The sequence below is a fragment of the Pelorhabdus sp. sgz311002 genome, assembly GCF_056134285.1.
On sequence record NZ_JBWBCL010000003.1, the window covers coordinates 51,741 to 66,181 of the forward strand.

The 14,441-nt window shown below is 38.0% G+C and carries 16 protein-coding genes; 4 read left to right on the plus strand and 12 right to left on the minus strand.

Translation table 11 applies throughout. The features are described from left to right. Positions 1 to 12 precede the first annotated feature (12 nt). Positions 13 to 753: an SDR family oxidoreductase gene (locus AC0NJP_RS06090; RefSeq protein WP_474699163.1), complete on the plus strand. Its 741-nt coding sequence runs from the start codon at positions 13 to 15 to the stop codon at positions 751 to 753. 8 nt (positions 754 to 761) lie between these two features. Here the strand turns inward: AC0NJP_RS06090 and AC0NJP_RS06095 are convergent, their stop codons facing one another. Next, entirely contained in the window at positions 762 to 1,673 is a 912-nt protein-coding gene (locus AC0NJP_RS06095) for a bifunctional helix-turn-helix transcriptional regulator/GNAT family N-acetyltransferase (RefSeq protein WP_474699164.1), read from the minus strand. A 191-nt stretch (positions 1,674 to 1,864) separates the two neighbouring features. Between AC0NJP_RS06095 and AC0NJP_RS06100 the strand changes: the two genes are divergently transcribed. Next, positions 1,865 to 2,308: a MarR family winged helix-turn-helix transcriptional regulator gene (locus tag AC0NJP_RS06100; protein WP_474699165.1), complete on the plus strand. Its 444-nt coding sequence runs from the start codon at positions 1,865 to 1,867 to the stop codon at positions 2,306 to 2,308. Between the two features lie 18 nt (positions 2,309 to 2,326). On the opposite strand, the gene AC0NJP_RS06105 is transcribed toward AC0NJP_RS06100, so the two are convergent. From AC0NJP_RS06105 to AC0NJP_RS06140, 8 genes are all read right to left on the minus strand, one after another. Beyond that, positions 2,327 to 3,127, minus strand: coding sequence for an epoxyqueuosine reductase (locus AC0NJP_RS06105; RefSeq protein ID WP_474699166.1), 801 nt, complete (start codon positions 3,125 to 3,127; stop codon positions 2,327 to 2,329). Between the two features lie 96 nt (positions 3,128 to 3,223). Then, positions 3,224 to 3,922: a helix-turn-helix transcriptional regulator gene (locus AC0NJP_RS06110; protein WP_474699167.1), complete on the minus strand. Its 699-nt coding sequence runs from the start codon at positions 3,920 to 3,922 to the stop codon at positions 3,224 to 3,226. A 125-nt stretch (positions 3,923 to 4,047) separates the two neighbouring features. Further along, positions 4,048 to 4,812: a 4Fe-4S binding protein gene (locus AC0NJP_RS06115; RefSeq protein ID WP_474699168.1), complete on the minus strand. Its 765-nt coding sequence runs from the start codon at positions 4,810 to 4,812 to the stop codon at positions 4,048 to 4,050. A gap of 243 nt (positions 4,813 to 5,055) precedes the next feature. Beyond that, positions 5,056 to 5,661 carry a hypothetical protein gene (locus tag AC0NJP_RS06120; protein WP_474699169.1) on the minus strand — a complete coding sequence of 202 codons (606 nt, stop codon included), beginning with the start codon at positions 5,659 to 5,661 and terminating at the stop codon, positions 5,056 to 5,058. Positions 5,662 to 5,814: 153 nt separating this feature from the next. Next, the gene (locus AC0NJP_RS06125; RefSeq protein ID WP_474699170.1) at positions 5,815 to 6,300 is read right to left on the minus strand and encodes a pyridoxamine 5'-phosphate oxidase family protein; all 486 of its coding nucleotides are present in this window, start codon (positions 6,298 to 6,300) and stop codon (positions 5,815 to 5,817) included. An 84-nt stretch (positions 6,301 to 6,384) separates the two neighbouring features. Further along, positions 6,385 to 7,494, minus strand: coding sequence for an Acg family FMN-binding oxidoreductase (locus AC0NJP_RS06130; RefSeq protein WP_474699171.1), 1,110 nt, complete (start codon positions 7,492 to 7,494; stop codon positions 6,385 to 6,387). Between the two features lie 62 nt (positions 7,495 to 7,556). Continuing rightward, positions 7,557 to 8,138, minus strand: coding sequence for a hypothetical protein (locus AC0NJP_RS06135; RefSeq protein WP_474699172.1), 582 nt, complete (start codon positions 8,136 to 8,138; stop codon positions 7,557 to 7,559). Positions 8,139 to 8,267: 129 nt separating this feature from the next. After that, positions 8,268 to 8,714 carry a MarR family winged helix-turn-helix transcriptional regulator gene (locus tag AC0NJP_RS06140; RefSeq protein ID WP_474699173.1) on the minus strand — a complete coding sequence of 149 codons (447 nt, stop codon included), beginning with the start codon at positions 8,712 to 8,714 and terminating at the stop codon, positions 8,268 to 8,270. A gap of 174 nt (positions 8,715 to 8,888) precedes the next feature. Here AC0NJP_RS06140 and AC0NJP_RS06145 point away from each other — a divergent pair, with 174 nt between their 5' ends. Continuing rightward, positions 8,889 to 9,641, plus strand: a complete 753-nt coding sequence (locus AC0NJP_RS06145; RefSeq protein ID WP_474699174.1) for a serine hydrolase — start codon at positions 8,889 to 8,891, stop codon at positions 9,639 to 9,641. Positions 9,642 to 9,770: 129 nt separating this feature from the next. On the opposite strand, the gene AC0NJP_RS06150 is transcribed toward AC0NJP_RS06145, so the two are convergent. Continuing rightward, a complete protein-coding gene (locus AC0NJP_RS06150) occupies positions 9,771 to 11,132 on the minus strand; it encodes an aminotransferase-like domain-containing protein (protein ID WP_474699175.1) in 1,362 nt (453 codons plus the stop codon). A gap of 116 nt (positions 11,133 to 11,248) precedes the next feature. Here AC0NJP_RS06150 and AC0NJP_RS06155 point away from each other — a divergent pair, with 116 nt between their 5' ends. Continuing rightward, positions 11,249 to 12,166 (plus strand): DMT family transporter, encoded by a 918-nt coding sequence (locus AC0NJP_RS06155; RefSeq protein WP_474699176.1) that lies wholly within the window; start codon positions 11,249 to 11,251, stop codon positions 12,164 to 12,166. Positions 12,167 to 12,199: 33 nt separating this feature from the next. Here AC0NJP_RS06155 and AC0NJP_RS06160 read toward each other — a convergent pair whose 3' ends face one another. Both AC0NJP_RS06160 and fabF read right to left on the minus strand, forming a co-directional pair. Further along, positions 12,200 to 13,087, minus strand: coding sequence for an AraC family transcriptional regulator (locus AC0NJP_RS06160; RefSeq protein ID WP_474037757.1), 888 nt, complete (start codon positions 13,085 to 13,087; stop codon positions 12,200 to 12,202). A gap of 79 nt (positions 13,088 to 13,166) precedes the next feature. After that, positions 13,167 to 14,405 (minus strand): beta-ketoacyl-ACP synthase II, encoded by a 1,239-nt coding sequence (gene fabF / locus AC0NJP_RS06165; RefSeq protein ID WP_474699177.1) that lies wholly within the window; start codon positions 14,403 to 14,405, stop codon positions 13,167 to 13,169. Positions 14,406 to 14,441: the final 36 nt, after the last annotated feature.

Below are 14,441 nucleotides of genomic sequence, written 5' to 3' on the forward strand. Positions count from 1 at the left end.
AGGATGATAGACATGGAAAATCTAGAAGGAAAAGTGGCAATAGTAACAGGTGCATCCAGAGGAATAGGCCGAGTAATCGCTAAACAATTAGCTACTCTTGGGGCGAATGTCATTGTAAATTACTCCCGTAGTCCAGAGAAAGCTGAGGCAGTAGTTGAAGAAATTAACTCTTCTGGAAAAAAAGCCGTTGCACTTCAAGCCGATGTTAGTAATATAAAAGATGTAAGAGACTTATTTACAAACACGATAGCGGAGTTTGGCAAAGTGGATATTCTAATTAATAATGCAGGCGTAATTCTATATAAACTCCTCGCAGATGTAACAGAAGAAGAGTTTGATACGCTCTTCAATATTAATGTAAAAGGAACTTATTTTACTTGCCAGCAAGCAATGAAGCATATGGAAAACAACGGTAGAATTATCAATTTTTCAACTTCAATAATTGGCGGCATGTTTCCAACTTACAGTGTCTACGCCGCAACCAAAGGAGCCATTGAACAAATTACTCGTCAATTAGCGAAAGAATTCGGTTCCAAGAATATAACAATAAATGCAGTGGCCCCTGGTCCAGTTAATACTGAACTTTTTAACTTTGGAAAAACCGAACAGCAAATTGAGATGTTAAAGCAGATGAATGCTTTTGGTCGGATCGGCGAGCCAAATGATATTGCTAATATCATTGAATTTCTAGTAAGTGATAAAGCTCAATGGATAACCGGGCAAACATTACGTGTCAATGGTGGATTTATGTAAAAATCCACCTAAAATTCCAGATCCCACCGTTCTTCTACTAAATCTTTTTTCCACGTAGTACTTGCCACTTGTTCCGTAAGGGTAAAGCCAAAACTTTTATATAAATGTCTAGCCGCACACAACTCTTGAAAAGTCCACAAAAAGACATGACGGAAATTCTTTTGCTTACAGTAATCGATAGCGGTCTTCATTAGCTGACGCCCCAAGCCTGCGCCGCGATATTCGGGCTCTAGCAAAAACCATCTTAACTGCGCTTCGTTTTCACCCGTACTAACAATGGCAATAAAACCAATAATTTGTCCATTATCTTCCGCTACCCAAACTTCGCCTTCCGGCTGTTCATCAATATATTTTGTAAGACTATCAAGTACATATTTCTCAAAAGATCCGGTAAGACCATATTCCTTTTCATAAAGAACACAATGCCGATGTACAATATAGCCAGCCTCGCCATACTTCATGTTTCGTATAATATAAGTCTTTTGCTCTGGTTTATCCAAAAGATTTCTAATGGCTGCCATATGATTCATAAGTTTTTCCTGTTCTTCCTCTGTCAAAGTTTCAAGAATTTTACAGGCTTGTGCTGTCGAATCTTCGTAAAGTTTATGAATGACTTCACAGCCTTTTTCAGTAAGTGATAATAGGTGAGCGCGGCCGTCAGTCAGTGACTTCGCTTTAACAAGCAGTTTATCACGAGTAAATCGCAAGAGTATCCTGCTTAAATAACCTGAATCAATGTGCAACACCTTTGCTAAATCACTAGCAGTGCATTGACTCGAACTATCAATTTCAAGGAGTATCCTAGCTTCCGCAAGCGAGTAAGAACTGCCCAGTATGGTTTGATTCATGAGACCACTTAGATTTGTATAAAACCGATTAAACTTTCTAATTTCCTGAGCATATTTTTCAATTTTTTCCATATTCCATCATACTCTCTTTATCATATTTAATCATAGAATAAAATAAATACTTGATTTTGTCAATCATTTATTTAACTTAGTCAATTATTTTCCATTATTACTCATTAGGCTTGACTCCAGTAAGAAGTATGATTTATAATCATTCCAAATAATTCTCGTGTATATACACAGGAAGTGACAGAGGTTACAATATGAAACCGATCAAAGAAGTTTATCCCAAAACACCAAGTCCCTGTTATTGCCTGAATTTGCGGCGAGCGTCAAGGGCTCTTACTCAATTTTACGATGATACATTAAAATCAAGCGGCCTTACTACCGCCCAAATGTCTCTGCTGAAGCATATCCAACTATCTGAAACTTCTACCATCTCTGAATTAGCTAAAACTGTACGCATTGATCGTACCACCTTGAACCGCAATATGAAACCATTGATTGATGTCGGATTCATTGCAGTTAAACCAGGCAAAGATATGCGCACTAAGCTCATCATACTGACCGAACCAGGCCACACAGCCCTAGTGGAAGGGTTGTCTTTATGGAACGAAGCTCAAGACGCCTTAAAGGAATATATGGGCACAGAGGATCTTGACAAACTCGTCGAGCTACTATCTAAATTGGAAGCGATCGCACCTTAATGAATGGATCGCAATTCACTATTTAAAAGAACAAGGAACATTAACGACACACTTGCCACAAATCTCGCTGCCAGTATCATTCGAATGTTGTGCCGATTCATCCAAATAGGAATTCCCAAGATTTTTATAAAGCTCGGCATTTTTTAAACACACTTGATAACATTTCTTTCTATCATAGCCAGACAAAGTCAACGCTCCTGATGGGCATTTTTTCACACAAATACCACACGCCCCCTCTTTCTTATATAAACAATACTCCTCATCTAGCGGCTTATCTGGCACTATGTCTAAATTTGTAACTAATGTGCTATAGCGACCACAGCACCCCTGTTTCGTAATTAACATATTATTGATACCAAAGGTACCTAGTCCCGCTAACCTTGCAATATGGCGGTGCGACCAATTGCTTATTAATTTTTCCCGATCAAAGGTTGCTGCCGCTTTAGAAACTGCCGCATTATAGCCTCTTTGTTTTATATCACTAATAAGATAACGATTCAATTCTCTCAACATTTTATTAGTTTCTTCATAAGCATAGGCCCACTCTGGAGATGCCGCTTCATGAATTACTTTGTTGGTATTCGCCAGTTCCCGAGTAAATGGAACGAAATAAGCAATAATAATTGTCGGCTTTTCGATTACTTCATGGGGCATAATATGACCTTGCGAAATAATCTCCTTTAATTTAAAAAGCTCCGGATGGTTGGCATCAACAAATCGAACTAAAGGGTCACCCCATTGACACGCGCCAGCTATGCCCTCCTGATATTTAGAAACATAAGTTCGAATCGTGTTAGTTATGGTTTCTTTTAGATTCATTATAATCTCCCTTTCTATAGCAAAACTCCTTCTGCTTAATTTATCATAGCAGAAGGAGTTTTGTTCTTTTTGACTTATATTTTGATTTAATTTGATCTACTTTTGGCACATTTGACGATACGCTCCCGGAGTCATTCCTATCTCTCTGCGAAATAATCGAGTCAGCGTTTCCTGGTTGGCATATCCTATTTGTTGAGCAATTTGCAGTATACTGTAATTAGTATGGGAAAGAAGTTCTTTAGCCTTATTTAACCGCAATTCGCGAATATAAGCAATCGGTGATATTCCAAAGCGTTTTTTAAACCATTCTACATAATATGTTTGATTAAAATGCTCCATGTCGGCAAGTTGCTGTATCTTTAACGGCTCATGAAAATTTTTCTTGATATAATCAATAGAAATTGATAAGTTATCTTCCCTTAAAACGCCTGCTATATAACGAAACAAATCTATTAGACGCTGATTTGATACTGGCATACTTCCTACCTCTGCTGCTAATAGGGATTTAATGGCTTGCCATCGTCCATTGAAGGGGTAAAATTTAGCATGAGTCCCCATTGCCTCAGGCAAATAAGACAAGGGTATATCAAAAACAAAAAATTGGTTCGATTCCCTGGCATAAAAAGAATGAACAACTGCAGAAGGTATAAATATTATCTGTTTGCTCTCTTCGAGAGCCTGACCATCAGAAACTGTTAGGGATCCATAGATAGGAACAATCAGCTGACTATAGGAGTGAGCATGAGTAAATGGCTTATTCTCATAAGTACGACGTTCACATAAAAATGCTTCCATAGCCTCACTCTCCTCAGGCAACCCAGTTTTAACTATCTTATAATAAACGGGCCTTTAATGCAACTACGTCACTCCATTCCGCCACAACAAATATTTATTATTAATGAATTTTGCTGGATTCGTATTTATTTTAGACCAACCGGACACGACTTGAAGCAATTAAAGCAATAATATTGCATCCCGATAGAGTGGGCCTGTCGTATACGCCAGTATCGCTCATCAACAAACAGCTGCTTTTGCTCTTCTGGTGAACTGCTGACAAATTGGTGCCAAAAACTAATATCAGAACCAAGTCCATAAGGTTGTGAGTGTTTAATGCATTTGCTTATATCTGTTTTGCCAGCTTCGTCTAAGGCGCCTCCCGGGCAATTTTTGACACATAAATCACAATGAATACACAAATCTTCTGCAATTTTCTCATCAGGCTCAAGCTCAAGATTAGTAATGAGAGCCGCCAAACCAATGCGTGTTCCAAAACGGGGATGAATAACCAGATTATGCCTGCCAAATATTCCGAGTCCAGCGGCTACCGCAGCATGGCGTTGAGAAAAATCTGCGACTCCCTTTCTATCCTTGTTCTGTTCCATGGGAGAAGAATAGGGCATGTCCACAGTCTTGGCCTGAAATTTTCTTTTCAAAAAACGATTGATTTGGTAGCTGCAAGACCGCTGAAAATAGTTCATATCTAATCTACCATTCATCGCTATAGTAGTGCTGGGACTTTCACAGGTGTCCAATTCCTGAAATACTAACGAAATAATCGTCTTTGCGCCTAGCAAAAAATTATCGATTGGATACGACTTAGGACTTTGATAATCCGCCACTTTTGCAAAGCCTACATCATCTACCCCTAATCCTAAAATATACTGTCTAATTTCTTCTTTAAGCATTTTTACCTCCCTTATTCTTTCTCATTCTAATAAAGTCCATAGTAAAATTCGCTTTTTTATGATACAGTTCTCAAAATCATTAACGTGTATATACACGTTAATGATAATATAACTCATCTTACGACGTCAAGTCCTCTCAGAAATTTCTTCCTTATAAAAAATGACCTGAAACTGTTTCGTTTCAAGTCATCTGATTTTTATTTAAATATAGACTTATAGGGAGATTTTTGATGTTAATCCTTCTTAAACCTTTATATTGATGCGTCTCATCCTTTGCTTATAAGCCTTCTGCTTCTTTTCAGCAGCTTCCTCGATTTGCGCCTTTGTTTCGGCATTTTTCCTACGTGCAGCTACTTCCGCTGCTGCAATCCCATATTGTACACACTCATGCAAGTCTCGCTCCACCTCAGAGACATAGGCATTATCGCCTTGTCGACCACTGTTAAAGTCACCAATATAGGGGCTTCCTGGATGATTTTCCTTGATAGCAGCAGACAAAAGTTTGCTCATACTTCTATTTTCCAAAAGACGTTCGTGTTTAGCCAACAGCCGTTCTCTATCGCGTTCCTTTTTAGCAAATGCCTCTTCCAACTTCAGCCTTTCTTCCTCGAGCTTTCTAGTTGTTTCATCATATACTTCTTGCGCAATATGTTGATCGACTTCAGCCAATTCTGCAAGCTCTTTTTTGGCATCGCCTACAACTTGATGACCGTCGTCATTGTTCCCGTTGTCCTTTCGATCTTGTAGATTCTGCAATAAATTGGCCCGTCGTTCACGTAAAGCCGTCATATTATCTTTTGGCATAAGAGTAGTCAACAAACTATTTAAACTTGCTTGGTCAATTGGCATACTCTCCACTCCATCCGTAAGATCTTACTCTATCACTATTTATTATATCGGTACTTTGTGGGTGAAATATAAGTAAAAATTTACCTAAAATGCATTTGGAACTTTAGAAACGGTTTCTTTCAAAGACGTTTTCCTCACCACAATCCTGTCGAGCTACCGTCCTCGTTTTCCCGTCATATGTTCAATATGGATTTTATAAACGGCCGTAGTATTGATACTATTCGTTATATAAGCCATTCCCTTATCAAAGTACTCACTTGAATATTTTTTTATTAAGGCTATAAGCGCTTGCCGCTTTTCTAGTTCATCGGTAACCTCAACTGCGGTCCCAAATATTACGGCGCTATCATATTCTGTATCAAACTTACTTGGTACTAAATTAACGTAGCTAACTGCAGAAAAACTAACTTTTGCATCATTTTTAATGTTATGAATCTTATTTCCCTCAAGAGCGGAATGAAAGTATATTGCGCCATTTTCATAAACAAAATTTAATGGCACCGCATAGGGATAACCATTTTTGCCAATAGAAGCTAAAGTTCCAAATTCGGCTTTTGTCAAAACTTCAATAGCTTCTGTCTCGGACATAAGCTTATTCTTATGCCTCATTTCAGTAAATATGTTAGTTGTCTCACTCATGGAATCGCTCCTATCTTTCACTGCATTTTCTTAAAGATAATACTATTATCACCGATTTTTTATGCAACGACAAGCTAACCTATGTTACACAATGATCTGAGAAAGTGTCATTCTGGGACTTACCGGTTTTGGGTAATCTTTGACATAACCCACTCGCAATAAAAATTGAATGGTTTTATTGATATTTAGAGACGATAGTATCTCTTGCTGTAGGGGAGCTTCCTCTAACATTTGCGTCATGGGATGAATTGCAATGTTTTTATCTCTAAGCTTAAGCCACATTCGTTGCAATTTACGACCTGCCGCAAGGATTCCAGATATTGACGAATCCTTACTTACTAACAGTAACCAACCACTACCAGATGTTACTTGCCTTTGCACAATCTGAATTGTCTCCTCGCGAAAACTCCTAGTAAGAACTGACTTATCAGAATAAAAATTTTCAACATACCATCTTGCTATACCTTCTATCTCCATGCCCGCAGGCGTTAGACCATTTCGATACTTTTCTCTATCTTCTTTTGACCAGCGAATCCATTTTGCCAATTCTTCTTGCGCCGGATTTCGATAGACTTGTATCCGATTCGCAAGAATCGTACCTTCTTCAAGATATTTTCCCGCGGGAATATCTTTGGGATAATAAATAAAACTATCTCGATCATCGCTTATAACGTCTCTGATATCTGCTACGGATACTGGATCATTCAAAAAATGATTTCTTATCGTTCGACGAAGCTTTATATTTTCTGTATTAAAGTTAGTTCCATTATTATCCTTATACAGTTTTACGGTCACTATTTCACTTTCAAAGGATGATTTTGCCAGCAGTTCCGTTTCAACGGCATACCCCTTTGCATTTGCAGCGACAATAAGATTTTCTAAAAAAGCGCCTAACGACAACAACATTTCTCGATTCTCCGGATCAATAGCAGGCAGCCAACGAGATCGCTCCGCTCCAATCACCCAGTAATGTTGTTCGATAATCTTTACAGTCCAGGGTTGAGTATTATGTCCACTGGGCGCAAGCGATGCTAAATAAAGAATTTCGGCAAGATCTTCCGTTATAAAGTTTTCTTGCTTTAACGGTAAATCTCTTAACACGATTGCATCTTGACGGAATAAATTCCAGACACTCACGCCACTCAACATGACCAGTCCACCCATGCCTCCTAAGAGAAAAGTTCTTCGATTCATAGTTTCCCCTTCCCAAAAATGAGCAGGATTACATTAAGTCGTTACTTAGTTCTTCGAAATCCTTACATGTCCTGATGCAAAGCTCCCGATATTTTTTCAGTTGCAGCCATTGTTGCTTTCTGCACCGCCTCCATAACAGCTGGTTTTGTTCCAATGGAAGTAAAAGGAAGGAAGGTTTTATTACTCCCCTTACCTGAAATATCGCCCATAAAAATATACTGCATCTTATCAGCATCATATAAGCGGATTCGCAAGGTGGCATCAGCCTGAATTTTTTGGAAAGAAGCAATCTGATTATATTCAATCATAGCAGGAAGTATTTCTACGATAACGGCTTTATGGACTCCCACTTTTTTTGTCAACGCTGCCAACTCGGGTTTCTCCACGTTTGAAAACTCTTTAACTCCAAGCTCTTGAATCATAGTTTCTAGTTTCTGCTCTGTGCTGCCTTGAAGCGATAAGTGTGTTTCTAACTGTTGATTCACTTCCTTTTTCAACTGACTGCCATAAGCGTCCTTCGAACTGTCGACAACAACTAAAAGCACATCTTCTCTTGCACTGGCTTGACAAGTCTGTATCGGTACGAAACTTGCACAAAGCAAAGTGATTATAACGGTATAAAAAAAACTTTTTAAAATCATCATATTGACACCTCCGCAAATTATATTATAAAAAATAGCCCTCAGTCTATCTAGGCAACAAAAACTTTAACAGGTCTATCCGTTAAATAATTAGTTATATGAAACTAATCGTTTAACTAAAATAGAATCCCGCTACTTGCGGGACGAAGCTTCGGCAATAATCATTAACAGTTCTTTAAACTGTTCTTTTTGCGAATCGTCTAAACATGCTGTAATTTGGACAGCAAACTGACGATACCCTTGATCCTCTATATCCAACAGTTTTTGACCTTTGGGCGAAAGCTGAAGATGAAAAACTCTTAAATCTTCCGTCGATTGTGTCTTGTAAACATAACCACGTTGAATTAGTTTATTTATAGCAACAGTTACGGTCGACTTTTGAACATTAAATCTTTGAGCTAACTCAGTATAAGTTGGGTTTCCCCTTTCCCGAATCGCATAAAGATAATGAAGTTGGGTTATTGTAAGATCAAAAAGCTCTTTTCCCTCAAGCGATTCTTCCTTATGTTTTCGCATGACTTGCCGCATCGATTGCGATAATACGCCAATCGTTTTTACAATTAAATCTTCGATTCTCATATTGAGCCTCACCAAATATTAGTTTTATAAAACTAACTTTATAGTACATTTCATCACTACCAATTGTCAATATAAATTTGTAAAATTAAAATTGTCATCGTTTCGTCATCGTTTTTTGCTATGATAAATAAAACAATTCTATCTTTTTATGGGGGTGCTCGAATGATAAGAAAAATGATACTTCTAGTAATTGTCTTAACAATTTTTACTGCTAATGCTTTTGCGGCAGCAAAGCCGGAGATTGAAATAAAAAATGATTTAAAAGGATTTAATGGTCGAGTTGGCGTATTTGCTAAAAACTTAAACACTGGAAGAACGATTGAATTCAATCAGGACGATGTCTTTCCCACAGCTTCAACTAGTAAATTAGTTGTGGCACTGGCAACCTACAAATATCTCTATCCCAAAGTTGGGGCGGATACGGCCAATAAGTACGATCAGGATATAGAATTAATGATGACAATAAGCGATAATAACTCTTTTCAGGAATTACTAGATGAAATAGATGCTACTAACAAAGATGCACTAACCAAAGTAACGAAAGACCTTCATCTTCGTAAAACAAAAATTCATAGTGAGGACGCCTTTAATAGTTATCGTTATCATAGCATCACAACCCCCTACGAGATGGCCAAAATATTCGAAAGCATCTACACTAACAAATATTTGAACAAAGCCAAAGGCGAGCAACTAAAATCAGAACTCGCTAATACGATCTTTCACGATGAAATTCCCCGCTATATGGCGACAACGGTATTTCATAAAGTCGGCGAATTAGATGATATTCTTTGTGATGTCGGGGTCATTCAGGACGGCCATGATCCCATATTAATCAGTTTTTATACCGCAACGACGGATCATACCTATTCCAGCGACTTTATCGCAACTGAATCAGCGAAACTTTATAATGCCCTACGAAGAAAATAGTAAACTAAAAAAGCACTATGAGCCTCTAATCAGGCATATAGTGCTTTCTGCTGTATAGCAATAAACAATAGTAAGTTTGTCAATTTCAAAGTAAACACTATTTATTTCAAATGACCTACCGTAAACTCTTTAAAATTTCTTTCTGCCTGCACTGTTAATTTCTTTTACTATTTTCTTGACCCCTTCCTCAATTTTAGACTCATCAACACTAGAAACATTTAGTTTTAAAAGCTTGCTTGACGGAAATGAGTCTAGATAATTGGCGTTTGCCAGTTCTATTATGACACCTTGTCGCTTCAGATTTCTAAGTAATTGATTGCTATTAATGTGTTCCGGTAAAATAATATGGGTATGCATACAAAGCGATGAAGGCATTGTTATCTTCTCTATGTCTAAAGTTTCATTACTATATTTAGCAAGCGACTCATATAAAAGTTTTGCACGTAAGAGATAGCGAGAGCAAATTTTTCGTTTATGTCGTTCAAACATACCGCTTTTTATATATATTTCGAGCGCCGCTTGCGAGATCATGGAACTGTCAATATCAGCAATTTTTTTATACTGCTGAAATTTTTCGACTAAATCTTTAGGTAGAACCACCACGCCAACTCGCAATCCGGGGAACATAATTTTTGAATAGCTTTTTAAATAAATGACTTTATCATCTCTATCATAAGCATGCAGCGGATCGATTTTAGAGTTTTGTTCATAATCAGCCAAGTAATCATCCTCGATAATATATACATTATATTTTGCCGCTAATTTAACAATTGCTATTTTTTCCTTTTGGGAATAGGAAGTTCCCAACGGATTATGAAATCTTGGCATAGTATAAAAAAATTTAATCTCTTCATCACGGAAAATGCGCTCTAACTCAACTAAGTCAATGCCATTGACGGTTCTAGCTATGCCAACCGCTGGTATTTTATAGACCTGTAAGTACTCAAGAAATAAGTGATAGCTTGGTTGTTCCACTAATATTTTGGTTTTATGATTGGGAAAAGGCAGAGTATTTAAAATTGCCAACGCCTGCTGCACACCAGAAGTAATAAAAATATTTTCTTGCTTCGTAAAAACTTGATAAGTTGCTAGTTGTTTCTGCACTACCTTGATTAAGGACGGTAATCCTTTTGGTGTTCCATAATTAAATAGCTCTTGCCGATACGTGTCTATGGCTTTATTTAAAGAATGCTGAAAGTCCAGATAAGGAAATACACTCCAACTCGGCGCAGTAGAGACAAAGTTCAATTCTTCACTTTTATTCTTTGTTGTTATATCAAACCGCTTTTGCACTACATAATATCCGCTCTGAGGTATAGTAAACACCATATCCTGACGTTCCAATTTTTGAAATGCTTTAATGACCGTATTGAGACTGCATTGATATCGCTTTGACAAATCACGGATTGATGGAAGCTTTTCCCCTGCCTTATATTGATTCGTTTGAATCATTTTCTCCAACTCATTGACCAAAGAAAGATATTTATACATGATTCTCTCCCGCTAAACTGTAACCATACAATTTACTTTTATTCTAATTGTACATCTGTTCTATTTGTATTACCATAAATTCAAATAAAACTTATCACACTAGGGAGATGATTCTCATGACACAACTCAACAAGGCCTATGTTGCCGCACTCTTATATGCTCTCATTATCGGCTTCTCATTTATGTTCGTAAAAATAGCTTTAGCTTCAGCTAGTCCCATAGATACACTCGCGCACCGCTTCACTCTTGCTTTCTTAGCTGCAGCCATACCGCTTATTACAAAACAAGTCCGGTTGGATATTACTAGTAAAGACTTTATAGCGATACTCCCTTTAGCCATACTCTACCCAGCATTATTTTTCACTTTTCAGGCTTTCGGTCTAGTTTATACGTCTTCGTCGGAAGCAGGAATAATCCAAGCCGCAGTGCCCATATTCACCTTAGTTCTTGCTACTTATTTTTTAAAAGAACAATCCACCCAATGGCAAAAATTATCGACTTTATTATCTGTAGCTGGGGTCATTTACATCTTTGCGATGAAAGGCATTATGCTTGATCTTACAAACATGAAAGGAATTATTCTAATTCTGCTTTCTACATTGTCCGCAGCTTGCTATAATGTTTTGGCCCGAAAAATAGCTAGAAAGTATTCACTCACTGTAATCACCTATATTATGGCGACGCTTGGCATGATTACTTTCAACGGCATCGCTCTTATAGAGCATGCCACAGCGCATACTCTAGCTTATTATTTTGCACCTTTTGCCAACAAATCGTTTTTAATCGCCACCTTATATCTTGGTGTAATCTCATCCTTTGGTACAGCTTTTTTATCTAACTATGTACTGTCAAGAATGGAAGCCTCTAAGATGAGTGTATTCAGTAACTTAGCTACACTCATTACCATCTTCGCCGGAGTCGTGTTTCTACAGGAAAAATTAGAATCTTTTCACATAATCGGCGCAGCTATCATCATTCTCGGCGTTATCGGAACGAATTATTTAGGAAAAAGCAAAAAGAAAACTATCGACTAAATTCAAATAGTTTTCTTTAAGCCTTCCTGGGGTTCATATTCTATTCAAATCGACAATCGGTTGATATATATCTAACTCACAATAATTATCTTTGCATAAATTATTATTGATATATTCAAATCTAAATGTATCAGCAAATTTATAACCTGATTTTAAGCCCCATTTTGAATATAGATGAACAAGTAATCGCCCCACTTGTCTGCCATTAATTTCATCAGGGCGAAAAAAGCCAACAAAACGAAAAACTACATATTTGTACGCAGGTATGACAATTGCCTCCATATGATCCGGGGTATGGTCAAGATCCTTAACTTGCAGCGATGGCATATAATAAATGCAACCATTCCCCGTGTCACTCCAATCTGTATAACCAAAGTAAACTTCTGAATCAACGGGATTCGTAATCTTATCCCTCTGGTTATAAAAAAAGTCTCTGCCATAAAGGTTAGCAATCTTATCACCAGATTTGCTAAGTATTTTATGTTTCACGCCAACTAAATAAAACTGGGGTTTAAACATAAACGAAGGCTTGTAGATCACAGAATTATTAACTGACATAATGTCATCAATATTTAGCTTTTCTTGAATGAGTAGTGACATCGGCTCCAATCTGATCTTTAGCGGCGTAACCCCAAATTTCTTGCGAAAAGCTCTAATGTAAGACTGCTCATAATCAAAGCCGTAATCCATGGCGATGTCAATGACTCTTCGATTCGTATCTTTAAGGTCAGAAATACTCGATGAAAGCTTACGGAACTGAACATATTCCATCAATGATTCACCCGTCAACGATTTAAACATTCTGTGCAAGTGGTATTTCGATATGCCACAATGCATAGCTATATCATCTAAAATGACCTTATTGTACAAATTTGCTTCTATATATTGAAGACATGCAGCAATCGTTGCTTTTAAATCCATGATTATATACTCCTGACCTCTCCTGATCATTTCCCATCCATTTTCAAAATACCTCAGTTGCAGTATCTCTTCTCCTGTTTCAGGCTGAATAAGACTTAAGAACCAGTGTTGCATTATGTCCGCCAAAACCGAAGGAATTAGTCAAACCATAGTTTATGGCTGCCTCTTTTCCTTCATTGGGCACATAGTATAAATCACATTCCCGATCCATCGTCTTGTAATTGATTGTTGGCGGCAAAAATCCATCCTTAAGCGCTGAAGCGGTAATAATTGCCTCTATGGCTCCCGCGGCTCCTAATAAGTGACCGGTCATTGATTTGGTTGAACTGACTGCAAGCTCATAGGCATATTTTTGAAAAACAGTTTTTATGGCATGTGTTTCAATTTTGTCCCCTAGGGGCGTTGATGTGCCATGAGCGTTTATATAACCAATATCATCGGGTTGTATCCCCGCATCTTCTATTGCCAGCTTCATGCACCGGGTCGCACCTTCTCCCGCCTCAGCTGGAGCCGTAATATGATATGCATCATTGGTGCAACCATAACCCACGATTTCTGCAATAATAGTAGCACCCCGCCCTAAGGCATGATCGAGTTCTTCGATAATAAGCGTGCCGGCACCTTCTGCCAATACGAACCCATCTCGATCCAAATCAAAAGGTCTAGACGCCATAGCTGCATCTGGATTGGTCGTCATGGCTTTCATTGCACAAAAGCCAGCGAATGCTAACCTGGTAATAGAGGCCTCTGTTCCACCGGCAATCATCATGTCAGCACCATTTCTTTGAATGATTTTATAAGCATCACCAATGGCATTAGTCGACGATGCACAAGCTGAAACAGTACATTCTGTAAATCCCTTGACACCATATTTAATCGCAATAAGTCCAGCAGCCATATTAGGTAACATCATTGGCACCAAAAAAGGACTAATTCTGCTAGTTCCCTTTTCTAAGAGTACGCTATGCTGCTGTTCAATGCTTTCTATCCCACCAATCCCAGTTCCAATAAGTATTCCCACACGCTCTCTGTTCAATTTTGTAAAATTGATTTTAGCTTCATCCACTGCCATTTGCGCAGCCGCCATGGCGTACTGGGCGAATCGGTCCATTCTTTTAATTTCTTTCTTCTCTAAAAACTGATCCGGCTCAAAGTCCCTTACCTCAGCCCCTACCTGGGTAGGTAAATCGGATACATCTATTCTCTCTATTCTCCGAATGCCTGACTTCCCCTGTTTAATTGACTGCCAGAGTTTATCTGCGCCACACCCGAAAGAAGATACAGCTCCCATCCCGGTAATAACAACTCGTCTATTCATTTTATAATCCCTCTCTCATCATAATTTTATTTTAAT